The organism is Rhodococcus quanlei, from assembly GCF_055231015.1.
In genome coordinates, this window is the sequence record NZ_JBUYWD010000012.1 from 246393 (window position 1) to 272479 (window position 26087).

30 protein-coding genes, 1 tRNA gene and 1 riboswitch are annotated in these 26087 nt (G+C 64.9%); of the genes, 18 read left to right on the forward strand and 13 right to left on the reverse strand.

The window, feature by feature from the left end; translation table 11 throughout:
- The first annotated feature begins 43 nt into the window (after positions 1-43).
- Positions 44-1393, forward strand: coding sequence for a lysine N(6)-hydroxylase/L-ornithine N(5)-oxygenase family protein (locus tag ACZI8Q_RS11850; RefSeq protein ID WP_463373722.1), 1350 nt, complete (start codon positions 44-46; stop codon positions 1391-1393).
- Positions 1390-1641: an MbtH family protein gene (locus ACZI8Q_RS11855; RefSeq protein WP_463373723.1), complete on the forward strand. Its 252-nt coding sequence runs from the start codon at positions 1390-1392 to the stop codon at positions 1639-1641. Before ACZI8Q_RS11850 ends, ACZI8Q_RS11855 begins: the two co-directional genes overlap by 4 nt.
- A 105-nt stretch (positions 1642-1746) precedes the next feature.
- Here ACZI8Q_RS11855 and ACZI8Q_RS11860 read toward each other — a convergent pair whose 3' ends face one another.
- A complete protein-coding gene (locus ACZI8Q_RS11860) occupies positions 1747-3177 on the reverse strand; it encodes a threonine/serine exporter family protein (protein WP_463373724.1) in 1431 nt (476 codons plus the stop codon).
- Positions 3178-3181: 4 nt separating this feature from the next.
- Entirely contained in the window at positions 3182-3553 is a 372-nt protein-coding gene (locus tag ACZI8Q_RS11865; RefSeq protein WP_463373725.1) for a nuclear transport factor 2 family protein, read from the reverse strand.
- A 72-nt stretch (positions 3554-3625) separates the two neighbouring features.
- Here ACZI8Q_RS11865 and ACZI8Q_RS11870 point away from each other — a divergent pair.
- A tRNA-Thr gene (locus tag ACZI8Q_RS11870) sits at positions 3626-3700 on the forward strand.
- 65 nt (positions 3701-3765) lie between these two features.
- Here ACZI8Q_RS11870 and ACZI8Q_RS11875 read toward each other — a convergent pair.
- The 3 genes from ACZI8Q_RS11875 to rph form a co-directional block, all read right to left on the reverse strand.
- Positions 3766-4335: an RES family NAD+ phosphorylase gene (locus tag ACZI8Q_RS11875; protein ID WP_463373726.1), complete on the reverse strand. Its 570-nt coding sequence runs from the start codon at positions 4333-4335 to the stop codon at positions 3766-3768.
- Positions 4336-4404: 69 nt separating this feature from the next.
- On the reverse strand, positions 4405-4911 hold the full coding sequence (locus ACZI8Q_RS11880; RefSeq protein ID WP_463373727.1) for a hypothetical protein: 507 nt from the start codon (positions 4909-4911) through the stop codon (positions 4405-4407).
- Positions 4912-4975: 64 nt separating this feature from the next.
- Positions 4976-7531, reverse strand: coding sequence for a rifamycin-inactivating phosphotransferase (gene rph / locus ACZI8Q_RS11885; RefSeq protein ID WP_463373728.1), 2556 nt, complete (start codon positions 7529-7531; stop codon positions 4976-4978).
- 110 nt (positions 7532-7641) lie between these two features.
- Between rph and ACZI8Q_RS11890 the strand changes: the two genes are divergently transcribed.
- Positions 7642-8076, forward strand: a complete 435-nt coding sequence (locus tag ACZI8Q_RS11890) for a protein-tyrosine phosphatase family protein (protein ID WP_463373729.1) — start codon at positions 7642-7644, stop codon at positions 8074-8076.
- 38 nt (positions 8077-8114) lie between these two features.
- The gene (locus tag ACZI8Q_RS11895; RefSeq protein WP_463373730.1) at positions 8115-8687 is read left to right on the forward strand and encodes a DinB family protein; all 573 of its coding nucleotides are present in this window, start codon (positions 8115-8117) and stop codon (positions 8685-8687) included.
- Here ACZI8Q_RS11895 and ACZI8Q_RS11900 read toward each other — a convergent pair.
- Genes ACZI8Q_RS11900 through ACZI8Q_RS11910 form a run of 3 tightly spaced genes read right to left on the reverse strand, consistent with a single transcriptional unit; the run spans position 8659 to position 10203 of the window.
- A complete protein-coding gene (locus ACZI8Q_RS11900) occupies positions 8659-8985 on the reverse strand; it encodes a DMT family transporter (protein WP_463373731.1) in 327 nt (108 codons plus the stop codon). The two genes, ACZI8Q_RS11895 and ACZI8Q_RS11900, sit on opposite strands and share 29 nt — an antisense overlap.
- The gene (locus ACZI8Q_RS11905) at positions 8982-9380 is read right to left on the reverse strand and encodes a DMT family transporter (protein WP_463373732.1); all 399 of its coding nucleotides are present in this window, start codon (positions 9378-9380) and stop codon (positions 8982-8984) included. The genes ACZI8Q_RS11900 and ACZI8Q_RS11905 overlap by 4 nt, the downstream gene beginning before the upstream one ends.
- 19 nt (positions 9381-9399) lie before the next feature.
- Positions 9400-10203: an ABC transporter gene (locus ACZI8Q_RS11910; protein WP_463373733.1), complete on the reverse strand. Its 804-nt coding sequence runs from the start codon at positions 10201-10203 to the stop codon at positions 9400-9402.
- A gap of 103 nt (positions 10204-10306) precedes the next feature.
- Between ACZI8Q_RS11910 and ACZI8Q_RS11915 the strand changes: the two genes are divergently transcribed.
- The 3 genes from ACZI8Q_RS11915 to ACZI8Q_RS11925 all read left to right on the forward strand — a co-directional run bounded on the left by ACZI8Q_RS11915 (position 10307) and on the right by ACZI8Q_RS11925 (position 12304).
- On the forward strand, positions 10307-10768 hold the full coding sequence (locus ACZI8Q_RS11915) for a PPOX class F420-dependent oxidoreductase (protein WP_463373734.1): 462 nt from the start codon (positions 10307-10309) through the stop codon (positions 10766-10768).
- A 157-nt stretch (positions 10769-10925) separates the two neighbouring features.
- Positions 10926-11789 (forward strand): ParA family protein, encoded by an 864-nt coding sequence (locus ACZI8Q_RS11920; RefSeq protein WP_463373735.1) that lies wholly within the window; start codon positions 10926-10928, stop codon positions 11787-11789.
- Between the two features lie 8 nt (positions 11790-11797).
- A complete protein-coding gene (locus ACZI8Q_RS11925) occupies positions 11798-12304 on the forward strand; it encodes a hypothetical protein (RefSeq protein WP_463373736.1) in 507 nt (168 codons plus the stop codon).
- A 21-nt stretch (positions 12305-12325) separates the two neighbouring features.
- Here ACZI8Q_RS11925 and ACZI8Q_RS11930 read toward each other — a convergent pair whose 3' ends face one another.
- The 3 genes from ACZI8Q_RS11930 to ACZI8Q_RS11940 form a co-directional block, all read right to left on the reverse strand.
- A complete protein-coding gene (locus ACZI8Q_RS11930; protein ID WP_463373737.1) occupies positions 12326-13006 on the reverse strand; it encodes an SIMPL domain-containing protein in 681 nt (226 codons plus the stop codon).
- 330 nt (positions 13007-13336) lie between these two features.
- Entirely contained in the window at positions 13337-13651 is a 315-nt protein-coding gene (locus ACZI8Q_RS11935; RefSeq protein WP_463373738.1) for a DMT family transporter, read from the reverse strand.
- Between the two features lie 14 nt (positions 13652-13665).
- Positions 13666-13727, reverse strand: a riboswitch (guanidine-III (ykkC-III) riboswitch).
- Positions 13728-13749: 22 nt separating this feature from the next.
- A complete protein-coding gene (locus tag ACZI8Q_RS11940) occupies positions 13750-14175 on the reverse strand; it encodes an HIT family protein (RefSeq protein WP_463373739.1) in 426 nt (141 codons plus the stop codon).
- Positions 14176-14207: 32 nt separating this feature from the next.
- Here ACZI8Q_RS11940 and purD point away from each other — a divergent pair, with 32 nt between their 5' ends.
- Positions 14208-15464, forward strand: coding sequence for a phosphoribosylamine--glycine ligase (gene purD, locus ACZI8Q_RS11945; RefSeq protein ID WP_463373740.1), 1257 nt, complete (start codon positions 14208-14210; stop codon positions 15462-15464).
- A 7-nt stretch (positions 15465-15471) separates the two neighbouring features.
- Here the strand turns inward: purD and ACZI8Q_RS11950 are convergent, their stop codons facing one another.
- Positions 15472-16098, reverse strand: coding sequence for a class I SAM-dependent methyltransferase (locus tag ACZI8Q_RS11950; protein WP_463373741.1), 627 nt, complete (start codon positions 16096-16098; stop codon positions 15472-15474).
- Between the two features lie 107 nt (positions 16099-16205).
- On the opposite strand from ACZI8Q_RS11950, the gene ACZI8Q_RS11955 reads away from it, so the two are divergent.
- The 7 genes from ACZI8Q_RS11955 to ACZI8Q_RS11985 all read left to right on the forward strand — a co-directional run bounded on the left by ACZI8Q_RS11955 (position 16206) and on the right by ACZI8Q_RS11985 (position 23688).
- Positions 16206-17375: a pyridoxal phosphate-dependent aminotransferase gene (locus ACZI8Q_RS11955; protein ID WP_463373742.1), complete on the forward strand. Its 1170-nt coding sequence runs from the start codon at positions 16206-16208 to the stop codon at positions 17373-17375.
- Positions 17376-17440: 65 nt separating this feature from the next.
- A complete protein-coding gene (locus ACZI8Q_RS11960; protein ID WP_463373743.1) occupies positions 17441-18070 on the forward strand; it encodes a TetR/AcrR family transcriptional regulator in 630 nt (209 codons plus the stop codon).
- Between the two features lie 63 nt (positions 18071-18133).
- Entirely contained in the window at positions 18134-18628 is a 495-nt protein-coding gene (locus ACZI8Q_RS11965) for a DinB family protein (RefSeq protein ID WP_463373744.1), read from the forward strand.
- Between the two features lie 17 nt (positions 18629-18645).
- On the forward strand, positions 18646-20067 hold the full coding sequence (gene purB, locus ACZI8Q_RS11970) for an adenylosuccinate lyase (protein ID WP_463373745.1): 1422 nt from the start codon (positions 18646-18648) through the stop codon (positions 20065-20067).
- 72 nt (positions 20068-20139) lie between these two features.
- Positions 20140-20559 (forward strand): HIT family protein, encoded by a 420-nt coding sequence (locus ACZI8Q_RS11975; RefSeq protein ID WP_463373746.1) that lies wholly within the window; start codon positions 20140-20142, stop codon positions 20557-20559.
- A 92-nt stretch (positions 20560-20651) separates the two neighbouring features.
- Positions 20652-21536 carry a phosphoribosylaminoimidazolesuccinocarboxamide synthase gene (locus ACZI8Q_RS11980; RefSeq protein ID WP_463373747.1) on the forward strand — a complete coding sequence of 295 codons (885 nt, stop codon included), beginning with the start codon at positions 20652-20654 and terminating at the stop codon, positions 21534-21536.
- 40 nt (positions 21537-21576) lie between these two features.
- Entirely contained in the window at positions 21577-23688 is a 2112-nt protein-coding gene (locus tag ACZI8Q_RS11985; protein WP_463373778.1) for a S9 family peptidase, read from the forward strand.
- Between the two features lie 18 nt (positions 23689-23706).
- On the opposite strand, the gene ACZI8Q_RS11990 is transcribed toward ACZI8Q_RS11985, so the two are convergent.
- Complete coding sequence (locus tag ACZI8Q_RS11990; RefSeq protein ID WP_463373748.1) at positions 23707-24390, reverse strand: LppP/LprE family lipoprotein; 684 nt, start codon at positions 24388-24390, stop codon at positions 23707-23709.
- A gap of 121 nt (positions 24391-24511) precedes the next feature.
- Here ACZI8Q_RS11990 and ACZI8Q_RS11995 point away from each other — a divergent pair, with 121 nt between their 5' ends.
- Both ACZI8Q_RS11995 and ACZI8Q_RS12000 read left to right on the forward strand, forming a co-directional pair.
- A complete protein-coding gene (locus ACZI8Q_RS11995) occupies positions 24512-25003 on the forward strand; it encodes a glutathione peroxidase (RefSeq protein ID WP_463373749.1) in 492 nt (163 codons plus the stop codon).
- Positions 25004-25086: 83 nt separating this feature from the next.
- Positions 25087-26064: an ABC transporter substrate-binding protein gene (locus ACZI8Q_RS12000; protein WP_463373779.1), complete on the forward strand. Its 978-nt coding sequence runs from the start codon at positions 25087-25089 to the stop codon at positions 26062-26064.
- The last annotated feature ends 23 nt before the right edge of the window (positions 26065-26087 follow it).

The window sequence follows — 26087 nt, forward strand, 5'->3', positions numbered from 1 at the left end:
CGAGGGTGGCTCAGGTGGGGCGGCCGAGGATGGACGACGAGCAATGAACGAATCGCCGCGTGCGAGCGCCGGCAACCCGGATGAGGTCCGCGACATCGTCGGAATCGGGTTCGGCCCCGCCAATCTTGCGCTGGCCATCGCGGTCGAGGAACACAACGAGACCTGCCCGCCCGGTGAACGGCTGACCGCCCGGTTCTTCGAACGGCAGGACTCGTTCGCGTGGCACCCCGGAATGTTGCTCGACGGCGCCACCATGCAGATCGCCTTCCCCAAGGACCTGGTCACGTTCCGCAACCCGACCAGTCGATTCACCTTCTTCTCGTACCTGTTCGATCGTGGACGGTTGGTCGACTTCGTCAACCATCAGACCTTCTTTCCCACGCGGCACGAGTTCAACGACTACCTTCAGTGGGCTGCAGGCCGAGTCGACGCCGATGTTCGGTACGGAACCAGTGTCGAGGGCGTGCGTGGCATCCGTGGTGACGACGGAATCGTCGACCGCTTCGAGGTCACCGCATCGGACGGGAGCAGCGTCGTTGCACGCAACGTCGTCGTCGCTGCCGGACTCCGAGAGCGCATTCCCGAGTGGGCAGTCCCGTCGGACCGGTGCTTCCACAACCACAAGTTCCTGTTCCACCTCGAGAACATGCCGGAGCCGGTTCATCAGCGCTTCGTGGTGCTCGGCGCCGGCCAGAGCGCCGCAGAGATCGTCCAGTACCTCCACACCAACTATCCGCGGGCCGAGGTCCACAGCGTGTTCGCACGGTACGGGTACAGTCCTGCCGACGACAGCCCGTACGCCAACCGCATTTTCGATCCCGAGGCAGTGGACGAATTGCACGGCGCCTCGGAAGCGGAGCGGGTGCGGATCATGGAACTGCACCGCGCCACCAACTACTCGGTGGTCGATCTGGACCTGATCAACGAGCTCTACGCCACCGAATACCAGGAAATGGTCCGGGGTGCGCGCCGATTGTTCATGCGCCGCGCCTCCGAGATCGTCGAGGCCACGGAAACCGCGGATGGGGTCGAAGTCGGTGTCCACAGCACGATGGACGGGCTCACCGACACGCTGACCTGCGATGCCGTGGTGTTGGCCACCGGATTCACGCCCGCGCCGCTCGGCGAGATCCTCGGAGATCTCGCTCCGGATGAGGCCCAGCCCCCGGTTGTCGGTCGAGATTATCGATTGGCGGTTTCCCCGGAGGTATCCGGGGGAATCTATCTACAAGGCGGCACCGAGAAGACACACGGACTCACCTCGTCTCTGCTGTCGAACGTCGCCGTGCGGGCAGGGGATATCCTGGCCTCTGTTCTAACCAGGCGTGACCAGACGGACACGCTTGCTAGTGTGAGACCAAAGGACACGTACGTGACAAGCGAGGCGAGATGAGCACTAACCCTTTCGATGATGAAGACGGCCGCTTCTACGTGCTGGTCAATGACGAAGAGCAGCACTCACTCTGGCCTACGTTCTCGGAGGTTCCCGCCGGATGGCGTGTGGTGTTCGGCGAGGAGAGCCGCGCAGCGTGCCTCGAGTACGTAGAGAAGAACTGGACCGACATGCGGCCCAAGAGTCTGCGTGAGGCCATGGAGGCCGACGAGAAGTCCGGCGGCCGCCACAGCGTCGACAAGAGCTGACGTCGACACGAGCTGACGCGAACCAGCACAGCACCGAGCGGATCGGGGGCAGGGGGATCGACTCCTGCCCCCGATCCGCTTTTCGTGTGATCGGCAGCCGCCCGGTCAGGCGGCGCGGCTCCTCGACGCCGGACGCTTGCGTCGGGTGAACGTGGGTCGGCGGATCGAATCCTCGAACTGCAGGATGCGGGGGCGGCGCAGGGTACGTGCCATCCATTCGCCGAGAGTCACCCCTGCGGCGAGAGCACAACCGATACCGAATGCGGACAGCATTGCACTCAAGCCGATGATCGGGTCGTCGTTCAGCAGTGCATACAAACCGCGATACAGCGCCAAGCCCGGCAGCAGTGGCGTGATGCCGGCGACGGCGACGACCAACGGTGGGGTCAGTGAACGGCGTGCCAGCAGGCCACCGGCGAAACCGACGACGGTGGCAGCGACTGCCGAGCCGATTACCGGCCCGATTCCGAGTAACTCCGTTACCGCGTAGACGGTGGCTCCAGCGAAGCCGCCCATCCACGCCGCTGTGAGAGCGCGTCGCTCCGCGTAGCAGGCGAGCGCATAGCACAACGACGCGAACGCGCCCGCCAGGATGAAGATGGGCATGCGGGCGAGGTTGGTGGACTCCACGTTGATCGGCGGCAGTGTCGAGCCCAACATCCCCGTCAATCGCAGAGACAGACCGACGCCGGCAATGATCCCACCGGTCATCATCACCACTTCGAAAAAGCGCGCGGCGGCCGTGATCGGAGCCCCCATGATTGCATCCTGCACCGAACCGACCAGTGACAGTCCCGACAGCAACACCACGACACCGGCCGCAATGATCTGTGCCGGCCTGATGTCGATCCCCAGTTGGTTCTGGAACGTATACAGCGTGGCAGCCGGCGTGGCAGCGACAAGTCCGCCGACGAACTGCTGGAAGAAGAACGGTAAACCGATTCGGTTGAGGACGCGGTTGAGTCGGTGGATCACCACCGTTGTCAGAAATGCGATCGAGGCGACCGGCAGGCTGCCGCCGAGGAGTACGGACACAGCCGCTGCCATCCCTGCCCACGCCAAGGTCGCCATCCACCGGTTGTACGGGTGCGGCGCCGTGGTCACCGCCGTGAGTTCCTCGTGCGCGACGTCGGGCAGAATCGCCTCCCGCCGGATGCGCCGCGTCAAGCGGTCCACCGCGGCGAGGCGGGTGAAGTCCATCGAGCGGTAGCGCACGATCCGCATGGTGCTGGCCGGCGGCAATGTCGGTCCACGGTAGGCGGACAGGACGATCGAGTTGTACGTGACGTCCACATCGCACTGCGCCAGACCGTAGGTGGCGGCGATGAACCGAACCTGCTCGGCGACGTCCATCGCGGACGTACCGGATGCCAACAGGACCTCGCCGACGCGGACGGCGAGGTCGAGTACTTCGGTGACGCGCGCATCATCGGTCAGGTCGATCGGCTGCAGCGGCGCCGGCGCCGATGTGACCCTGTCGATGGTGGCGCGGCGGGAACCTGCGAGGCGGTTCAGTAACGCAGTGAAGTCGGCCATACGCTCAGATGATGTCTTTCTCGGACAGGTCGGTGGCGGCGAAGGCGGCCGCCAGGGTGTCGTGGCGGAACGTGGAGGTCACTTGGTCGTGGACCACCCGGAACGCCGAGGCAACATTATGAGTCGTTTCGGGGTCGGACGCCCAACTGGCCTCCTGTTCGACCACCACGACACCGTCGTGGACATACATCCGCCCGGGTTTCAGAGTTATGCCCGCCGCGCCGGCCCACTCCTCGAGCGCGGTGAGCCCCTGTGTCGCACCTTTGGGCCCGCCGAGTTCGATGTCGTCGCTCGACAGTGCGACCAGTGTCTCCACGTCGCCGGAGTTGAGAGCTTCGTGCCAGGCGAGAACCGTTGCGATCTCCGATGTACTCATGCGACAACGCTAACCAATGTGGGTGGGCGATACCTGAGTAAAAGCATTGGATATGATGAGCGCGCTCCACTCGCCTCCTTAGCTCAGTGGTAGAGCACTCGCCTTGTAAGCGAGCGGTCGTCCGTTCAATCCGGACAGGGGGCTCCACGCAAAGGCTCCGACCAAGTGGTCGGAGCCTTTTGCCGCTGTTCGCATCGCTGATTGCCGTGGCCTCAGAGGCTGCCAGGGATGTCGAGCACCTCGATGCCTGTCGTGGCCTTCAATAACTTCCACAGGTCCGGGCGGTCGGGAAGCACGTCGGTACCCAGGACCGTGAAGTCGGTGGGAGCTGCCACCGTGCTGGTTTGGTCCCCGCGCAGGGTGAACAACGCGAAGCAGGCGTCCGTGTGGGCCAGGTCGTGGCGTGCCCAATATCGGATGCCGTCGAAGCCTGCCGCACGGAGCGCCTGCGCCCACTGCTGAGTGAGGTCGTAGTCGGGCGTCGTTGAAATTTCCGCTGTCATCCCGAACCGAATCGCGGCGTTCGACGTCGTGTCGGCGACGTGCAGGTCGCGTGTGACTGCCAGTGTGGAAACGGCGCGATCTGCGATCTCGGTGCTTGGCACGAGCTGGATACCGACCCATGTCTCGAGCAGGGTGATCAGCGACGTCTCTGCCACGTAGCACGTGCCGTCAGGGCCGGGAAGGTCGAAACGCCCACCAAGCCCGGTGCCGAACCACCACGGGGCGAACCTGGCCCGGTGCGTGCGGTAGGTCGTTGTCTCGGAGGGCACGATGGTCACAGGGAACCGCCCCCCGGAGCGCGTCGGGGGACGGTGGTGGGGTGAGGTGTTGCGTGGCTCGCGAAGCCCTCACGAAGCGAGTCGATCGGAGGCCTGCCGGGCGAGCCTGACGACCTCGACCGTGTCACCGTCGAGCAGGGCTTGTCGCGGTGTGCGGCCGGAGAGTTCGGGCTGCAGGCTCGACATCCACGAGGCAAAGGTCCAGGCGTGCCCGTCGGCAGGCGCCCACGCCTTCAACACCTCCTTGATCCCCCGGATCGGGACGTGCGGGGCGGTGTCGGTCAAGCCGCCCGACCAGTAGCCGACCGTTCCGTCGGCCGCTGTCAGCCGCAGCACCCGGCTCTCGCGCACTGCTTGGCTGAGTGCTTGCTTCGACCATCCGGTGACGTCGACCGCCTGCTTGTGGGTCAGGATCGGACCAACGTGGTTCTCCCAGACGCGGCGAGCCGTCAGGTTCGACAGAACGGTCCTCACACCGGCGGCGACGTACTGCGCGTCGTCGTCGTCGAGCTGCTCGGTGGCCATTCCGCTCGCAGCCAACTGGTCGTCCACTACCTTCTTCAGGGGAGTGCTCATACCCTCATGATCCTTGGTCAAGTAGGTCAAGTCAATAAGGTCAAGTGGCACGTCCGCTGGTAGCTCACTCCTCCAGAATCTCGACGTGCCCGTTGGTTCCGTCGACCCTTATCCGCTGTCCGTCGCGGATCAGAGTGGTGGCGTGCTCCACACCCACAACGGCCGGAAGCCCGTACTCGCGTGCGATCACCGCGCCGTGCGTCATCAGTCCACCCACCTCCGTGACCAAGCCCGCGACGGCGACGAACAGAGGAGTCCAACTCGGGTCGGTGTAGGCGGTGACGAGGATGTCACCCGCTTCCACGTCGGCTTCGGTCATGTCGAGCACGACGCGGGCACGGCCCTCGACTGTTCCGGTGGAGACGGGCAGCCCCACCAACGCGCCGTCCGGCACATCGTCTCGCCGGTAGGCGCCGGTGAGGGCTTCTCCGTCCGAGGTGAGCACCCGCGGTGCCCGGAGCGCCCGATACGAGTGGAAGGCGGCCCTCCGCTCGTCGATGAGCTCGTCGCACGGTTGGTGTGTGAGGACGAGTTCGCGCAGTTCACCGAGCCGCAGGTAGAAGATGTCCTCCTGCTCCCGGAGTACGCTGGCGCGTACCAGAGTCTGCGCTTCGTGCAACAGGGCCTTCTTGTGTTCGAAGTAGTGGCTCACCATGGCGTACTTCGGGTACTCGCGATACCCCGCGAAGGTGCGCAGGCGATCGATCATCCGCGAAGTCTCCTCGGCCTTCGCTTCGCCGTCGGGCAACTCGCGCAGCCGCTCGAGTAGTTCGTCCGTCTTGTTCCGGGCTGCACACGCGCCGTCCTCGAAGCGTCGTTTGCCTTCGCCCGGTTCGAAGTTCGCGACGTTGCTCACGATCGTGGGCACGAGCGCGGTGGGCCGCTCGCTCCAACGCGGTCTCGTGATGTCGATCTCCCCGACACACCGCATGCCGTACCGGTCCAGGTACGACTCGATCGCTGCCCGTGCCTGCTGGCCTCCGGTGCGCTTCGCGAGTTCGTCCAGGAACTGTGCGTCACCGAAGCCGGCGGTTTCGAAGCCTCCGTCGTCCACGTGGCGGAGAAAGCTCACCACCTCCGGATGTGGCCGCATTGCATCGGCGACATCCAGCAGGTCGAGGCCCATCTCCGAGGTGACGTTGTGCGGAACCGATTGTGTGAGCACGTCGGCCGCATTCTTTTCCCCCAGCCACTCCTGCATCCGATCGCCGAGCCACGTAGTGGTGTCGATGATTGCCGTGATCACCTGCATGCTCCGGGGAAGGAACAGGCTGGTCCGTAGGCTGGCAACGTCGGCCTCGATGAAGTCGACGAGTTCCGATCCGGACTTGGTTCGGATGTCGCGCTTCAAGGCTTCGAGGCGGGCCTCGCTGTGTGCGATCAGCTCCGTCACGATCGCCGGGTCGGTCTCGATGGGGTCTGGAGTGTGTGCTTTCGGTGCTGCACCGGGCGAGTCGTTCGGACGGGTCCGGACGAAGCCGTCACGGCCCAGGACGGTCTGCAGCGCGTCTCCGATCAGCGGGTCGGAGCTGCCGAGAGCTGTCACCAGCCCGTCGCGGGTCGCAGCCGATCCCAGAGTCGGCGTGACATCGACGAACAGCCGTCCGCCCGCATCGACCATCGCAGCCGGGCTGGTCAGCTTCCAGACGCAGATGCCCAGGGGCTTCATTGCGTCGGTCATCATCTGCTGATGCCCGACGGACACGTACACGTGGTTCTGGCCGTCTTCGGCCACGGGAATCGGGAACAGCGTGGTGATCGGCCGGCTCTGGACGATATGGAAGCCGTCGTCGTCGAGGCACCATTCGATGTCCTGCGGACTCCCGAAGTGTGCTTCGATCTCCCGGCCCAGCCGCTCGAGTTCCACGACCTGCGCGTCGGTCAGCACCGGCTGTTCGGTGGCGCCGGCCCGGTCGATGACCACGCCGCCGCGAATCTTGTAGCCGTCCGCGTTCACGGTGCCGGACACCAACGCCTCCCCGAGGCCGAGGCCGGCATCCACAGAGGTGACCGTCCGATCGCAGGTGATCGGGTCGGCGGTGAACAGGATCCCGGACGCCCGTGCAGGAACCATCCGCTGTACGAGCACAGCCATGTGGACCGTGCGGTGATCGATGCCGTTGCGCAGCCGGTAGGTGACGGCTCGCTCGGTGAACAGTGAGCCCCAGCATCGGCTGACGTGTTCGAGGATCGCTGCCGATCCCACAATGTTCAGGTAAGAGTCCTGCTGACCGGCGAACGATGCGCTCGGCAGGTCCTCGGCTGTCGCGCTGGACCGGACCGCATAGGCGCCGTCCTCGCCGAGAGCGGAATGCGAACGGATGATCTCGGCAGCCACCTCGTCTGGGATCGTGCACTTTTCGATGGCGTCGCGGATGTCGGCGCACAACGTGGCGATAGCCTCCCGGTCGTCCGCTTCGAGGCGTGACAACCGTTCGATTCGGTGCTCGATCGACGGCGTTGCGGCGATGATCCGTCGGAAGGCGTCTGTCGTCACGCAGAAACCGTCCGGTACGTTGACGCCGTCGAGTCGGGACAGTTCGCCGAGGCCTGCCCCCTTGCCGCCGACGACCGCGATCTGTGTCCGGTCGACCTCGCGGAAGCTCCACACGTAGTTCATCCACCCGCTCCTAGCCTGCTGTTCTGGCGTTTCGCAGCGATTATGGGCCGAAAATCCGTACCTCATGAGAGCCCCGGATCGTGTATAAAGTGAAAAGGGGAAGGGGAGCGGTGCCAATTCTCTGGGACGACGAGACACCAGGGGTGCTGCGTCTGCCCTCGGGACGTCGCGTGCGCGGCCGTGGGCTCCGCCGATCTTCTGTCGCAGGCCTGGAACCGTCGTTCGGCCTGTATCTCACCGGCACACGGCCGGCACCCCTGCCCTGGGAGTCCCGCTGGATTCGGTGGCCCGACTTCTGGCTGCCATCCGACCGGGAGTTGTTTCGGGTCAGCCTCGTGGAGCTGTGGGAACGTTCCGAGCAGGAACGGGTCGAGATCGCCTGCAGCGGCGGATATGGCCGTACCGGAACCGCATTGGCGGCCCTGGCGGTGTTGGACGGCGTCGCCCCAGGTCATGCTGTCACCTACGTGCGTGAGCACTACTCGAGGCGGGCCGTCGAGACACCGTGGCAGCGACGTTTCGTGAAAGCGTTCCGGCCGAATTAGGGCGACGGGTGTCCGCGATCGGGCCTAGCGTGATCGTCATGGGTATTCGATGGAATGACGAACTGGCCGATCAACTCGACTGGCACTGGCAAAACCAGTTGCGTGAACGGCTGTCCGGCCTGACCGACGACGAGTACTTCTGGGAGCCGGTCGAGGGCACGTGGAGTGTGCGACCGCGCGGGACGTCCACCGCCTCGATGCAAGGCGGCTCGGGGGAGTGGACGATCGACTTCGCGTTTCCCGAACCCTCGCCCGCGCCGGTCACCACCATCGCGTGGCGGTTGGGGCACATCATCGTCGGGGTTCTGGGTGCGCGTAATGCCGGGCACTTCGGTGGGCCGCCGATCGATTATCAGTCGTTCGAATATGCGGGAACGGCCGAGGGTGCGCTGGCGCAGCTCGACGAGCAATACGCCGCCTGGTTGTCGGGTGTGCGGTCGCTGGGCGAGGACGGTCTGGCGCGTCCGTGCGGCCAGGCGGAGGGTCCGTACGCCGAGATGTCGATGGCCAAGCTCGTCCTGCACATCAACCGTGAGGTCGTTCATCACGGTGCGGAGATCGCCCTGCTGCGGGATCTGTACGTCAACCGTGGTTCGCGCCCAGTTCGATGAGCAGCACACCGCACGCGATCAGTGCGATGCCCATGCCCATCGTCTTGGTGAGTGGGTCGCGGAACAGCACTCGTGCGGCGATGGCGGTGAGTGCGACGCCGGTGGCCGCCCAGATTCCGTAAGCCACGCCGATTGCCATTCCGGCTCCGAGTGCCGCCGCGAGGAAACCGAACGATACGAGGTAGCCGCCGACGATGGCGGGTGCCCACCGTTTGTCGCGGAGTCCGTCGGATTGGCGAAGCGACAGGGTGGCCGCGAGTTCGCAGAGGATCGCGCATCCCAGGTAGAGCCAGCTCATGAACCGGCCCGCTCGGGTCTTGCGGCTCGCACCTTCTCAGCCTGTGCCTTTTCCTGCTGTGTCCTCTTCGTCAAGGCCTTCTCGGAGCCGGTCTCCACGACCAGGACCCCCGCGGCAACCACGACGATGCCGAGACTCATCACCCAGGTCAGGGGGTCGCCGAACAGGAAGTGGGCGAGTATCGCCGTCAGTGCGACGCCGCTGGCCCCCCAGATTCCGTACGCAACTCCGATCGGTGCTCCTTGGCGAAGCACGGCGGCCAGAAACCCGAACGAGACCAGGTAACCGACGACGACGAGCGCCAACCAGGCCGACTGATCGAGCGACCCGCGCAGCGCGAGCGTCCCCGACACCTCGAACACGATGGCACCCGCGAGACAGAGCCATTTCCTCATGTCGTCGCCTGCATGCGACTCACTCGGGTCCGAGGGGATAGTCGAGCGAGGGTCGTTCGCCACGTCGCAACCAACGTCCAGGCAAACGGCCTGCCAGGTCCCCGAGTGGGCCGACAGCGGCACTGAGCAAGTTGACCGTGTCCTGCAGCACGTCGATGCTCGAACTCATGCGTTGGATGTTCGGCGCCAGCGAGCTGAGTGTCTCCGACAGCGCGACGATCTGATCGAGCGGACCATCCTTGGCGATGATGCGCTCGAGCGCACCTTGGTCGGCCAGCAAGACTTCCAGGATGCCGTCCTCGGCAAGGGCGCGGTCGACGAGGCCTCCTTCGGCAGTCAGGCGTTCCACCGCGCCGTCTTTCGCGGTGAGGCGTTCCAGGGGTCCATCCACCGCGGTCAAACGGTCGAGCAGTCCGCCGGGAGCGAGGAGGCGCTCGAGTGCGCCGTCCTCCGCAAGGATTCGTTCGAGTGGCCCGCCGGGGGCGAGGACGCGTTCGAGGGGACCGCCGGGAGCCAGCAGTCGTTCCAAAGTGCCGTTCGGTGACGTCAAACGATCGACCGGTCCACCCGGTGCCAACAGTCGATCCAGGGGGCCGCCCGGCGCCATCGCCTGGCCCAGCGGGCGATCGCCCGACGTCAGCGAAGACAACTGCTGGATCATCTGGAGTGGATTACCGGACGTCGAATGTGTGGTCACGGTCGTATTCGCTGGGGCCACCGCACTGATCGCGCTGTTCAACGTGATCTCGGCGACACTCAGTCCGGCTTCGGCGGCGGTGAGCCCGATTCGCACGGGAGCGAAGACCAAAGACACCAGATTCATGCAATTACTGTAACCGTTCACACACATGCAAACACATCCATGCAACGCGGATTCGATGCCGCCGAGTGGGAACACATCCGTAGCCGGGACGGTTCCCTGACACATGAGCAAAGATGATCGCGGCAGCACGAGCGACGACGACATTCTTCTCGAATTGGCGGCACAGCAGAACAAGGCAGTGCTCGCCACCGTCAAGCGTGACGGGAGGCCACAACTGTCCAACGTGTTGTACGCCTGGGACCCGGACACTCGAATCGCACGGATCTCGGTCACCGCGGACCGTGCGAAAACCCGCAATGCTGCACGAGACTCACGTGTGTCGTTGCATATCAGTGCACCCGACTTCTGGAGCTACGTCGTCATCGAGGGCGGTGCCTCGCTCAGTGACGTCGCAGCCGACCCGCACGACGACGCCACCGACGAACTCGTCGACGTGTTCCGCCGGGCAACAGGCCAGGAACACGAGGACTGGGACGAGTTTCGACGAGCGATGGTGGCAGATCGTCGTCAGGTGCTGCGTGTGCACACCACCCATTTCTACGGAATGCCCCACCTCCCCCTGTGAGTGGTTGACGAGTCTCTGCACTCCTCGGCCACGCACAGGCGATGGCGCGTCTGGGCATGTCGGACACTGCGGATATTCTCGTTTAATTGCTGGAGGATGGCACGAACCCGCTCGTCGGCGTCGGTTCGAACGATGAACGGGAGCAGGGAGCGCGCGCATGACCCACGTGGTCGCCACCATCAACCTCAAGGGCGGGGTGGGCAAAACAACAACCACCGCGGCGCTGGCGGAGGTGCTCTCAGCCGAATTCGGTCAACGGGTGCTGCTCATAGACCTCGACCCGCAGACCAACCTGACCATGATGATGATCGGGGAGCGCCGCTGGGGTGAGTTGGATGCGCAGGGCCTCACCCTGGCCACGGTGTTCGAGCGTGCGTTGACGGGCACCTCGGCGCGGTTCGACATCGACCCGTTGATCGAGCGGGGTGTCTCACCGCTGAGCAAAGTCGACACGGTCGATCTTCTGCCGTCGTCGTTGAAACTGATTGCGCTGCAGGACCGTGTCGCGGCGCTGGGGGAGGGCGTGGACGGTGACCACACGGAAATCCTGCAGCGTGCCCTCGGTGGCGTGCTCGAGCGGTATGACTACGTGCTGATCGACTGCCCACCGAACCTGGGGGCGATGACGTTGAACGGCCTGCGCTTGGCCGATGGCTACCTGATCCCGACAATCCCCGATGTGATGTCGACGTACGGCATCGGCCCGGTTCAGGAGCGGATCCGGCAGTTCGCCACGGAATGGGGCCAGCCCATTGTCGAACTCGGTGTGGTCGTCACCAAGTACCGGAAGGTGTCCGCGGTGCATCGCAACACGATCGACGACCTGGTCCGAAATCGGGAGATCTCCATGGTCTTCCCGTCTCTGATCCCGGACGCGAATCAGATTGCCGCTGCTGCAGAGTTCGCGAACTTCGGCACACTTCGGCAGAAGTACGGCTCGGATGGCCAGTTCACGGCTCTGCGTGACCTGGCTCAAGATTTCATGGCGACGGCGAAGATCAAGCTCGCCTGGTCCCGATAGGAACGAACGTGGCAGATTCTCGAGACATTTCCGTGGATGAGCTGAAATTGCGGAGGGCGACTTCCGAGGCGGAGTCCGCGCTGATCAAACTCGGTTCGGCGGATTCCGGCGTCGCCATGGCGCTGTCGCGTCTGGTGCAGGCGGTGGCCGATGAGGCGGCGCGCACACCCCGGTTCGCGAAGATATTGGCCGCAGCGTTGGCCGCCGACGGAGAACCGCCGGTCACGGGGGCTGTGACCGCGCGCAAGAAGGCTCCACAGAAGAAGGCCCCGGGAAAGAGGACACAGCGGTCGAAGGGCTTACTCGACCCGTTCGCGGTGTTCGAGGTGTCGGGCGAAGCGGGTCTGCGTGCACGCCTGGGCACACTGACCGTGGACCAGCTCAAGGACATCGTCGCCGAGCACTCCATGAACTACGACAAGGTCGCGATGCGGTGGAAATCCGCGCCGCGGCTTGTCGATCGGATCGTCGAGCGTGTGGAGGCACGCTCCACCAAGGGCGACGTTCTCCGGTAGATCAGATCCGCACCTTGATCTTCACCAGGCTTCGAATTGTGCATGCACGTCAGCTCGGAGGGTGATGTTCTCCGGCTTGATGGTCACCAGGTTTATCTCAGGACCCCCACCAACCCCACCGGGGTAGATGCGGGATCCCAGCGAGCTGTCGAGGCCACTTGCATCCACGCCAAGCAATCCTGGGTCGGCGATGGCCACGGGGTTGATCGTGCTGCGACCGATGCTGGTTGCGTAGGCAGTGGCCTTCGCCTTGGCGTCACGCACAGCGAGGTCGCGCACGTACGTAATATTCTTGGCCCGGCTCCGGGTTGTCAGCGCCCAGTTGAAGTGCCCTACGCTCACGCCGTCGGTGTCCGAGAGTGAAGCTACGAAGGCGTCGATCGCGTCGAGCTTGCTGAATTTCACCTCGATGGCTGCCGCGGACCGATAAACGTACGGCAGTTGCTCCCCATCCCTATTGCTCGGTCGGTGCCGGGACTGCCTGATTTGGTCCAAGGACCACCAATTGATCGGGCCGTGATCGCTGTCATGGAGGTCGGTGATCTTGCGGGTCAGATCTTGAACGAGTTGGGTCGTCGGCGCCCATGCACGCTCGGCAGTGGAGCCGTCGAACTGAACGGACAGCGAAACCGTGCAACGCTCGGGTGCATAGGTGGCTTCACCGTGGCCGGCGACGGTGATCTTCACAGGACTGGTGTGCATAGGTGAGAAGTCTGCCATGCCGGTCACGGCAGCTATTTCCGGATCTGGGACTGCTCTCCGAGCGTCGTCCCGGCCCCGCCGGCTCCTGTGCCGTCCTGCACGAGCCGCACTTCCGGATCGACCTGATCCCCGACGGTGCCAGGTCGGGCTCAGTGGAATGTATCGGGATTCCGCTGCCCACGCTGCTCACTCACATCGGCTCGGACAGATCCCTTCAAGTTCCGTTCGTTCAGAGCCAGTTGGGAAGGCTGTCCCGGGCGATGAATCTGCCTCGATGAGTGGTTTGACGAGTCCCGAGACTCGCCGGCCACTCACGGGCGGCGGAGCCGCCTATGTCAGGGCTTTCAGTCCGATGACACAGCCCACGATCCCGACGATCAGCAGGATCTTGACGAGTGAGGCCGATTCGGTGCCCGTCATCATCGCGTAGGCGACCGTGAGTGTGGCGCCGATACCCACCCATACCGCGTACGAGGTGCCGGTGGGCAGGGTGCGCATCGCATACGCGAGCCCGGCCATCGACAGCGCCAACCCGATCCCGAAGGTGAGGGACGGGGCGAGTTTGGTGAAGCCTTCGGACTTGCCGAGCGCTGTAGCCCAGACCGCCTCGAGAACCCCGGAGACGACGAGAACCAGCCATGCCATGTGCGAACACTCCTGCTGCACCGTCTTGTCGCTGGCCGGGTACGGTGCGCTCGTCCGGGTGTCCGTTCGACCCGGCCAGGCTAGCAAGATTCGGAAGGTCAGTCAGGAACGTTCCCGCTGTGACCTTGCTCGCGTAGCGCCGCCTTGATCTTGGCGGCGGCCTCGTCCATCGACTCCGGCGACGGGTCGGTGTCCGCCCCGCTGATGTCGAAATCGCCCATGGTGTACGCGGGGAAGACGTGCACGTGCAGGTGTGGAACCTCGAGTCCGGCGATCAGCAGTCCGGCCCGCGGTGCGTCGAATGCAGGACGGACGGCCCGCCCGATCGTGCGCGCAACCGCGGTCACCTTGGCGAACAGTTCCCCGTCGACGTCCTGCCACTGGTCGACCTCCTTGCGGGGGACGACCAGGGTGTGGCCCTGGGTGACCGGGGCGATGGTGAGAAACGCCACGACGTCCTCGTCCTCCCACACGAACCGACCGGGGAGATCTCCGCTGATGATTGCGCTGAATACGGAAGCCATTCCCAAAGGATAGGTGCCGTAAGCTGACGGCCGTGCGCGTACTCGTAATCGGCTCCGGAGCCCGTGAACATGCCCTCCTTCTCGCCCTCGCCCGCGATCCGGGTGTCGAGGCGCTGATGTGTGCGCCCGGCAACGCCGGGATCGCCAAGGTTGCCGAGCAGTATCCTGTCGATGCGTCGTCGGGCGAGGCCGTGACCGCTCTGGCCAAGGAGGTGTCGGCGGACCTCGTCGTCATCGGCCCCGAGGTGCCGCTGGTGCTCGGTGTCGCGGACGCTGTGCGGGCAGCCGGGATCGCGTGCTTCGGGCCGTCTGCGGACGCCGCCCGCATCGAGGGCTCGAAGGCCTTCGCCAAGGACGTCATGGCGGCCGCAGGTGTGCGAACCGCGCACAGTGAAATCGTCGACAACCCCGCCGAGCTCGACGCGGCACTCGACCGCTTCGGACCGAACTGGGTCGTCAAGGACGACGGGCTCGCCGCAGGCAAGGGAGTGGTCGTCACTGCCGACCGTGCGGTTGCCCGCGACCACGGCGCCGAACTCCTCGAAAGCGGGCACCCTGTCCTGCTCGAGTCTTTCCTGGACGGACCCGAGGTGTCACTGTTCTGCCTCGTGGACGGCGAGACCGTCGTCCCGCTGCTCCCCGCGCAGGACCACAAGCGCGTCGGCGACGGTGACACCGGCCCCAATACCGGTGGCATGGGCGCCTACACCCCGCTGCCTTGGCTGCCGGAGGAAACTGTCACCGAAATCGTCGACACCGTCGTCAAGCCGGTCGCCGCCGAACTGGTCAAGCGTGGCAGCGGATTCTCCGGGCTGCTGTACGCCGGTCTCGCGATCGGATCGAACGGCCCCGCCGTCGTCGAATTCAACTGCCGGTTCGGTGACCCCGAGACCCAGGCCGTGCTGGCGCTCCTCGAAACCCCGCTGGGGGAGGTTCTGAACGCCACCGCCACCGGAAGACTCGGCACCGTCGGCGAACTGCAGTGGCGCGACGGTGCGGCCGTGACCGTCGTGGTTGCCGCCGAGAACTACCCCGCCGCGCCCCGCACGGGTGACGCGATCGTCGGATCGGACGGGCACGGTGTGCTGCACGCGGGCACGAAACTTGTCGACGGCAACGTGGTCTCCGCCGGTGGCCGTGTGTTGAGCGTCGTCGGTGTGGGCGACGATCTCACCGCCGCCCGCAACGACGCCTACGCGAAGATCGAGACGATCAAGTTGGCGGGCAGCCACTTCCGCAGCGACATCGGCCTCGCCGCCGTCGAGGGAAAGATCACCATCCCGAACTGATCCGCGTTCAGGCGGCCGAGAACACGGCCACTACGAAATCGGAGCGCTCGGTGAAGGGCCTCAGGTCCCACGTCGAGAGCAACACGTCCTCGGTGAGGCCTGCCGCGGCGGCGTCCTCACGGAACTCCGTGAACTCGTAACCTCTGTTTGCGCCGAATCCGATCACCGCTCGGCCGGAGGGTGCGAGGTGGCGAGCGAACCCGGCCAACACCGCTCGGCGAGTGGACGGTGCGAGAAACGTCATCACATTGCCGGCACACACGATGACGTCGAAATCGGCGTCGACGCCACGGGCAGGAAGGTCCAGCTCGGCCAGATCACCGACGAGCCAGGTGGGGCCGGGGTGGTCTTCGTTCGCAGCCTCGATCAGTACCGGATCCACGTCGACGCCCACTACCCGGTGACCCGCTCGATGTAGATGTCCGCCGAGTCGGCCCGGTCCGCACCCCGCATCGAGGACCCGCCCGCCGCGTCCGAGCATGGCGTCGATCATCCGAGCCTCGCCGACGATGTCCGCACCCTCGTCCGCCATCTTGCGGAAGCGTTCGACGTACCACGTCGAATGGGTGGGATCGGCCGCGGTGATCTCTTCCCACTGACTCGGTGTGCGCTGGTCGGGTACACGTCCGTTCATCGCCGGTCCTCCTCGATTTCGGCTCACCCACCTGGTCTTCGCCACCGTATACCTCCGTGGGTCACCCGGCGGTCCCGGTCGGCGGACTGCGCGCTAGCGTCGAGCACGTGCGCCACGAATCCCAGCGGTCTCGTATCCAGACGTTCCACGTCATGGACGTGTGGAAGGCGGCGGTGCAGCGGCAACGAACCCACGGGGACGTACTCACCCTCGCGGCCGGCCAACCCTCCACACCGGCACCTGTGCCGGTGCGTCGCGCGACGCACGAGACCCTCGACGAGCATCTCCTCGGCTACACCGAAACCTTTGGGATTGCCGAACTTCGTGAGGCGGTCGCGCAGTATCACTCCGACGAAGCGTCGATCGTCGTGGACGCGGACGATGTCGTCGTCACCACCGGGTCGTCCGGTGCGTTCACGTTGATCTTTCTGGCCGCATTCGACGTCGGTGACACGGTCGTGGTGGCCCGTCCCGGTTACCCGGCCTACCGGAACACGCTCGCCGCCCTCGGCTGCAACGTGGTCGAGCTGGACTGCGGCGAACAGACCCGATTCCAGCCCACCGTCGCCATGCTCGAGGCTCTACCCGAAGCCCCGGCCGGGCTGATCGTCGCAAGCCCCGCGAACCCGACCGGAACCGTCATCGATCCGAACGAACTGGCCGCGCTGGCGCGCTGGTGCGACGACCACGGCACCCTGCTGATCTCGGACGAGATCTACCACGGCATCGCGTACTCGGGGCAGGAGACGAGCAGCGCCTGGGAGACCTCCCGTGAATCGGTGGTCATCGGATCGGTGTCCAAATACTTCTCGATGACGGGGTGGCGGCTGGGCTGGATGCTGGTCCCGGAGGGGCTGCGGCCCGCGATGCAACGGCTGGCATCCAACATGACGGTCTGCCCGCCCGCGATCTCGCAATACGCGGCGGTTGCCGCGTTCACCGACGAGTCGCGTACCGAACTCGACGGCCATGTGCGGAGGTATGCGGCGAACCGGAAGCTGCTGCTCGAGGGGCTGCCCCGGCTGGGTATCCCCGATCTGGCACCTGCCGACGGCGCGTTCTACGTCTACGCCGACATCGCCCATCTACTCCGCGACGGCGAGGACTCGACGGCGTGGTGTGCGCGCCTGCTGGCGTCTACGGGTGTGGCGCTCGCTCCTGGGGTCGACTTCGACACGTCGAGAGGCGACCGGACGGTTCGCTTGTCGTTCGCCGGGTCGACCGCCGACGTCGAAGAGGCTCTCACCCGATTGGACGGCCATCTCGGTGGCCGCTGACAGGACCTTACGGTCTGTCTGCCAATCCGCACTGTTGGCACGGCGTCTGCTGGCACGATGAAAGGGTGTCCTCAGCTGCCACCCCCAAAGGAGAAAGGCGCCGTCAGGCGCTGGTGGAGGCTGCCGCCGACTTGTTGCTCGAAGGTGGATTCGACGCGGTCCGGCACCGATCGGTGGCAAGCCGGGCCGCCCTCCCGTTGGCGTCCACCACCTACTATTTCGAGTCGCTGGACGACCTCATCGCATGCGCTGTGGAACGCAACGGAACCCGCGACCTCGACGCCATGCGGTCGCGCGTCGGCGAGATCGTGCACCATCGACGCAGCAGCTCCGAAACTGCCGACCTACTGGTGGAGCTGTTGGTCGGACCCTGCAATCCCGACGAGGCCGATCGTGAACGGCTCATCACGCGATACGAGAGATTCGTCGCCTGCGCCCGCAGCGCTGCGCTGCGCGACGTGCAACGGCGGCTCGGGACACAGGTCAACGACGCCCTCACCGACGCACTCACCCGGTCCGATCGAGACGCTCGGGAAGGCACGCTTCGCAAACTCGTCGCCATAGTCGACGGGGCGGTGGTCAGTTCTCTCGCCGAACACGACCTGGATCCACGAGAACTTGCCCGCCGGATCCTGTCGGACGTGCTCGACATCGTGGCGCCGCTCGTCGACCATCCGGCGGCGGAAGGCGTATGAACTGTAGGACCGCATGAACTGTAGGACGATGTCTGTCGGACCGTTCGGGTAGGACTGTTGCGTATGGAGCGACTCACCCCACCGATGAACGCAGGCGAACGCGAAACCCTCGAAGGGTGGCTCGACTTCCACCGCGCCACACTCGCACGTAAATGCGAAGGGCTGACTGACGAGCAGGCCGCTACCGCCTCGGCTGCGCCCTCGGACTTCACACTGACCGGACTGGTGCAGCACTTGGCGGAAGTGGAACGGAACTGGTTCCGCCGGGTGCTGGGTGAGCAGGTTCCACCGGTCCACCCCGGGCAGCCGAACGGGATGACCGGTGGGTTCGATGTCCAAGCGGGTGCAACGCTGGCTTCTGCCCTGGACACCTGGCAGGTCGAGGTGGCTGCGGCTCGGGCGGCGAGTGCCGGACGCGAGCTGACCGACCTCGGCACTGTTCATGGGCAGTCGGTGAGCCTGCGCTGGATCTATGTCCACATGATCGAGGAGTATGCACGGCACAACGGGCATGCCGATCTGCTCCGCGAACGCATCGACGGCACCACCGGGGTGTAGACGTAAACTGTGACCTTGTGAGTCGCATCCCGAACGTCCTTGCCAACCGTTACGCCAGCCCCGAGATCGCCCAGCTGTGGTCACCGGAGTACAAGATCGTGCTCGAACGGCAGCTGTGGTTGGCGGTGCTGCGTGCGCAGGCAGACCTCGGTATCGCGGTTCCCGCACAAGCGCTCGCCGATTACGAGCGGGTGCTCGAGCAGGTCGATCTCGACTCCATCGCCGACCGTGAGCGGGTCACCCGTCACGACGTGAAGGCGCGGATCGAGGAGTTCAACGCACTCGCCGGCCACGAGCAGGTCCACAAGGGCCTCACCTCCCGCGATCTCACCGAAAACGTCGAGCAGCTGCAGGTTCTGCGTTCGCTCGAGCACGTGTACTCGCACGGAATTGCCGTCGCGGCTCGGTTGTCGGAGCGTGCGGCGCAGTACAGCAGCGTCGTGATGGCCGGTCGGTCCCACAACGTCGCCGCCCAGGCCACCACACTCGGCAAGCGCTTCGCGTCGGCCGCTGATGAGCTGCTGGTGGCGCTCACTCGGCTGCGCGAGCTGATCGACCGCTACCCGCTGCGCGGAATCAAGGGCCCGATGGGCACCGCCCAGGACATGCTCGATCTCCTCGACGGGGATGCGTCGAAGCTCGAGGCCCTCGAGCAGAAGGTGGCCGAGCACCTCGGCTTCGCGCACGTGCTCACCAGCGTCGGTCAGGTGTACCCGCGTTCGCTCGACCACGACGTGTTGTCGACGCTCGTTCAGGTGGCGGCCGGTCCCTCGTCGTTCGCCCACACTATTCGTCTGATGGCCGGACACGAGCTGGTGACCGAAGGCTTTCAGCCCGGCCAGGTCGGGTCGTCCGCGATGCCGCACAAGATGAACACCCGCTCGTGCGAGCGTGTGAACGGTCTCCAGGTGGTGTTGCGGGGATACGCGTCGATGGCAGCGGAGCTGGCCGGGGCGCAGTGGAACGAAGGTGATGTGTTCTGCTCGGTGGTGCGCCGAGTCGCGTTGCCGGATGCGTTCTTCGCGATCGACGGACTGATGGAGACGTTCCTGACGGTGCTGTCCGAGTTCGGGGCGTACCCGGCCGTCATCGAGAAGGAACTCACCCGCTACCTGCCGTTCCTGGCAACCACCCGAATCCTGATGGCCGCAGTGCGTGCGGGTGTCGGCCGCGAGAGCGCGCACGAGGTCATCAAGGAGCACGCCGTTGCCGTTGCCCTCGCGATGCGTGAGGAGGGCAAGGAGCCGGATCTTCTCGACCGTCTCGCCGCGGACGAGCGACTGCCCCTCGACCGCGCTGCACTCGATGCCGCACTCGCCGACAAGACCGCGTTCATCGGGGCTGCCGACGCCCAGGTCGCCGCAGTGGTTGCCCAGGTCCAGAAGCTCGTCGACGCCAACCCCGAGGCCGCGGCTTACACCCCGTCCCCGATCCTGTAGGCGGCTCCGCCGCCTGTGAGTGGTTAACGAGTCTCTGGACTCACTACCCGCACACCAGCACCGGAGGTGCCTGTGAACTGCATTTTTTGTGACATTGTCGCCGGGCGTGCCGATGCGAGCATCGCTTACGAGGACGACGACGTGATCGCGTTCATGGATATTCGTCCGTGGACGTCGGGGCACCTGTTGGTGGTGCCGAAGCGGCATGCCAGTGGTCTCGCCGACCTGGACCCGGCGGACGGGCAGAAGGTGTTCGCCGCCGGACACAAGGTGGCACGTGCGCTGCGCGGCGGACCCGTAGCGGTGGAGGGCGTCAACTTTTACCTTGCCGACGGCGCTGTGGCGGGACAGGAGGTATTCCACGTCCACCTGCACGTGCTGCCCAGGATGCGCGGCGACGGGTTCGGTTTACGCGGTGTTCCGCGGTCTCCGAGCAGGGGAGAACTCGATTCGGCGGCCGAGCGAATCAGGGCTTCCCTCGTGCGTGAGTGACGAGGGTGGAGACTCGCAGACCACGCACAGGCGGCGGAGCCGCCCGAGGCACCGGCGGCGGAGCCGCCCCGCGACAGTTAGGGTGGAAAATCGTGCGCCCATCATTGTCTTCATATGCCCATCTCGCCGGTGGCAAAGTCCGCGACCTCTACACGATCGACGACGAGCATCTGCTGCTGGTCGCGAGTGATCGGATCTCGGCCTATGACCACGTTCTGGACACGCTGATCCCCGACAAGGGACGTGTGCTCACCGCGATGAGCGTGTTCTTCTTCAACGTCATCGAGGGCAACAACCACCTGGCGGGTGACCCGGACGACGACCGGATCCCCGAAGAGGTGCTGGGGCGGGCGCTGGTCGTTCGCAAGCTCGACATGGTGCCGGTCGAATGCGTCGCGCGTGGCTACCTGACCGGCTCGGGTCTGGCCGACTACCAGAAGACCGGTGCCGTGTGCGGCGTGAACTTGCCCGAGGGCCTGGTCGAGGCCAGCCAGCTCCCCGATCCGATCTTCACCCCCGCCACCAAGGCGGATCTGGGGGAGCACGACGAGAACATCAGCTTCGAGAAGGTGATCGACAAGGTCGGGCAGAGTCTTGCCGTGAAGCTTCGCGACGACACACTCGACATCTACGCTCGCGCCTCCAACTTCGCCACCGACCGCGGGGTCATCCTCGCGGACACCAAGCTCGAGTTCGGCCTGGATGCGGGGGGCAACCTGGTCCTCGCCGACGAGGTGCTCACCCCCGACTCGTCCCGGTACTGGCCGGCGGACAGTTACGAGGAGGGCAAGGTTCAGCCGAGCTACGACAAGCAGTTCGTACGTAACTGGCTGACGAGCCCCGAGTCGGGTTGGGACCGAAACTCGGGCACCCCACCCCCGCCGCTGCCGCGCGAGATCGTGGACGCGACCCGCGCCCGCTACATCGAGGCATACGAACGCATCTCCGGTCTGTCGTTCGACGATTGGGTGGGCTGACGCCGTGACGGAGGAGAAAGTGACCGACCAGCACGAGAAGTTGACTCCGCCTACCGCCAAGAAGATTCCGGCCGAACGCCATCATCACGGACACACGTTCGTCGACGACTACGAATGGTTGCGCGACAAAGAGTCTCCCGAGGTGATCGAGTACCTCGAGGCGGAAAACGCCTACACCGATCAGCAGACTGCTCATCTGGAGCCGGTGCGGGAGAAGATCTTCCAGGAGATCAAGTCTCGCACCCAGGAGACCGACATGTCGGTTCCGACGAGGATCGGGCAGTGGTGGTACTACGCCCGCACCGTGGAGGGGCAGCAGTACGGAATGCAGTGTCGGTGCCCGATCTCGGGTGACGACGACTGGACGCCGCCGGAGCTTGCCCCGGGCATCTCGATGCCGGGTGAGCAGGTGCTCTTGGACGCCAACAAGGAAGCGGAGGGGCACGAGTTCTTCGCCCTCGGTGCGTTCTCTTTGAGTCACGACGGGACGTTGCTCGCCTATTCCGTGGATTTTGCCGGCGACGAGCGTTTCACGATGAAATTCAAGAACCTCGAGACCGGTGAAATGCTTCTCGACGAGATTCCCGGCACGGCACCCGGTGCCACCTGGGCTATCGACCACCGTCACATCTTCTACATGACGGTGGATGACTCGTGGCGACCCGACACCGTGTGGCGGCACCGACTCGGCACCACCACGGACGAGGACGTTCAGGTTTTCCACGAACCGGACGAGCGTTTCTGGGTGTCGTGTGGTTCCACTCGCAGCGAGAAGTATCTGATGATCTGGATCGGGTCGAAGATCACCAGCGAGGTTCTGGTTCTCGAATCGGCCGATCCGGAAGGGGAATTCACGGTCGTACTGCCCCGCCGCGACGGCGTGGAGTACGCCGTCGAGCATGCGGTGGTCGGGGGTCAGGATCGTTTTCTCGTCCTGCACAACGATGTCGTGGACGGTGAGAAGGCCGACAACTTCATGTTGTCCGAGTGCCCGGCCGGCGATCCGAGTGCGCTCACCACGCTTGTCCCGCACCGCCGTGACGTGCGGCTCGAGGACGTCGACGCGTTCTCCGATCATCTGGTGCTCAGCTACCGGCGCGAAGCGTTGACCCGAATCGCGTTGTGGCCCATCACCGGAAGCGGGTACGGGGAGCTCTCCGAGGTCGAGTTCGACCAGGAGCTCTTCAGCATCGGCCTCAGTGCCAACCCCGAATGGACGCAGCCGATGCTGCGGATGGGGTTCACTTCGTTCATCACTCCCGGCAAGGTGTACGACTTCGACCTGAAGTCCGGTGAGCTGATTCTCCGGAAGTCGCAGCCGGTGCTCGGCGACTTCGACGCCGACGCCTACGAGCAGATCCGAGACTGGGCGGTCGCCGGAGACGGAACGCGTATCCCGCTCTCCATCGTTCGTCGCCGCGGCGTCACCGGTCCCGCCCCGCTGCTGCTGTACGGTTACGGCTCCTACGAGGCCAGCATGGACCCGGCGTTCTCCGTAGCGCGGCTGTCGCTGCTGGACCGCGGAGTCGTGTTCGTCGTCGCGCACGTTCGCGGCGGCGGTGAGATGGGCCGGCACTGGTACGAGAACGGGAAGACGCTCACCAAGCGGAACACGTTCACCGACTTCGTTTCGTGTGCACAGCATCTGGTCGATGCCGGACACACCTCGCCCGACCGGATGATCGCGGACGGCGGTAGCGCCGGCGGATTGCTCGTGGGTGCCGTCGCGAATCTCGCACCGGAACTCTTCACCGGAATCCTGGCGAATGTTCCGTTCGTGGACCCGTTGACGTCGATCCTCGACCCGTCTTTGCCGCTCACTGTCATCGAGTGGGACGAGTGGGGAAACCCGCTCGAAGATCCCGAGGTGTACGAGTACATGCGCTCGTACAGTCCGTACGAGAACGTCGAGGCCAAGGACTACCCGAAGATTCTGGCCATCACCAGCATCAACGACACACGCGTGCTGTACGTGGAGCCCGCCAAGTGGGTGGCGAAACTCCGCGACACGAAGACCGGAGACTCCGAACTGCTCCTGAAGACGGAAATGAGCGCCGGACACGGGGGCGTCAGCGGTAGGTACGCCCAATGGAAAGAAGTGGCATTCGAGTTCGCGTGGATCCTGGATACCTTGGGACTGGTCGAGGCATAGTCATTCGCCGTACGAGGGTCATTCGCCGTAGGAGTCGAGCATTTCCTGTGGAAGCGGCTGCTGCATGACGACGCGGGAGCCGTTCCACGTGTAGGTGATGGTTGCCGGACCGCCGGACGGGCAGCAGTTCGCGTCCTCGGGCGCGAGCCAGGAATAGTTCACCGATACGGAGTTCTCAGTGGTATCGGCGACCGTGGTGTACGCGTAGGCGTTCGAGGTTGCGGTGCCGAGGTAGGTGTTGTCATGGAAGAACAGCACCTGTGTCGGTGAGCTTACCGTTCCCATCGGAGTCTGTGCCAGGACGTACTCGAGTGCAGGGCAGTTCCCCGCGGGTGGATTGCTGGACTCTCCGGCAATCCACCCACCCCCGCCGGGTGGCGGGCTCAGCGACGCGAGTGCCGACGCGACGACCTCGGAATCGACGCCGCGACATTGGTCGATCACGGGTTCATCGGCCGCCACGGAGTGCGGGTTCGGCGCGGGCTGTGCGGAGGGCGCGGGCTGTGCGATTTGCGCGGACGGAGAGGACGGGGCGGGCTGTGCAGACGGCGCGGGCTGTGCCGAATGCGCGGACGGTGCGGACGCCGCAGGCTGTGCGGACGGTGCGGACGCCGGTGATGGGTCTGCGGTATCTCCGTTGCAGGCGGACAGAAGTGCTGCTGCGGTCATCATGATCAGAGCTGTGGTGGATCGCGCGGTCATGGTGCCTCCTGATTCGACCGTCTTGGAGGATGCGTCATTGTGTGTTCGGATGTTCGAAGCGTGTCGTTACCTAAGTTCGCCGAATCGTGATCGAACACGACTTCTTCGCTACGTTGGACGTATGACGACTCCAGTGCAGAACATCGGCATCAACACTCTCGGCGGCGTCCCGACGTCGCTCGGCGAATACGACGGGCGTGCGGTCCTCGTGGTCAATGTGGCGTCCAAGTGCGGTCTCACACCGCAGTACACCGCGCTCGAGAAGCTGGCCACCGACTATGCGGATCGCGGACTCACCGTGCTCGGTATCCCGTGTAACCAGTTCATGGGTCAGGAGCCGGGAACGCCGGAGGAGATCGAGACGTTCTGTTCCACCACGTACGGCGTCACGTTTCCGCTGCTCGAGAAGATCGAGGTGAACGGTGACGGCCGTCATCCGCTGTACGAAGAGCTGACGAAGACCGAGGATGCCGAGGGCAAGGCCGGCGACATCCAGTGGAACTTCGAGAAGTTCCTCATCGCCCCCGACGGCACGGTGTCGAAGCGATTTCGTCCGCGCACCGAGCCCGACGCGCCTGAGATAGTCGAGGCCATCGAGGCAGTGCTTCCCTAGCCGATCGTTTCATCCGACCGCGGCTGTGATATAAGGAAAGCCTTAGTTTACTGGCAAGGTGGAAGGTGTGTGCAGTGCGCAGGATGAAATGGATCGCGGTTGCCGCGATGGGGGTGTTGGCAATGAGCGCATGCTCTTCCGGCGCTCCGGCCGAGGAGGGAACCTCGGCAGACGCGACTGTGGTCGAGCATTCGTTCGGCAGTACCGCGGTCGAGGGTACGCCCGAGCGGATCGTCGCTGCGGGCAGTCAATGGGTGGATGCCCTGCTGGAATTCGGCGTGCAGCCGGTGGCCTACCTGTCGGCAGCGGGTCGAGGTGACGACCGTGGGCTGTACCCCTGGCAGCAGGACCTCGATCCGGAGGCGAAGGAACTCGACCGGGCGGCTGCCAATTACGGCGCACCACCGCCGGTCGAGGAGATCGCTTCCTATGCACCGGATCTGATCCTCACCCTCTCGACGAATCTCGACGAGCAGTCCTATGAGCAGCTCTCGGGTATCGCGCCGACGATCCCGTCGATCACCGATCGGGGGGTGGACCCGTGGGAAGACCAGATCGAGGCGCTGGGCCGAGTTCTGCACATGGAAGACAAGGCCACCGAGATCATCGAGACGCGAAACGGTGAGATCGACGCGCTTGCCGAGCGGCTGCCAGGCTTGGAGGGTAAGACGGCAGTTCTCGCCCAGTTCATGTTCGGTGCGAACCAGTTCGTGCTCGTCGCCGACCCTGAAGACGGTGCCGCGCAGACATTCCAGCGATTGGGCATGACCCTTCCGCCCAGTCTTGTGGAAGAGGCGGGTGTGAGTAATGGGCGCGTGATTCTCAGCCCGGAGCGTGTCGATGCTCTCGTCTCCGACCTGCTCGTTCTGCTGCCGAGAGGTGGCGATCTCGAAGGTCTCCAGGCATTGCCCGGATTCTCCGATCTACCTGCGGTGAAGAATGGTGGTCTTGCGCTCGTCGACTTCCCGACCGTCGTTGCCTTCAATACGCCGTCGAGCTTGTCGCTCGAATACGGCCTGGGCAAGATCACACCACAACTCGAATCGGTTGCGGGAGCCTAGAGGTCCGTTCCGACGGTGGCGCT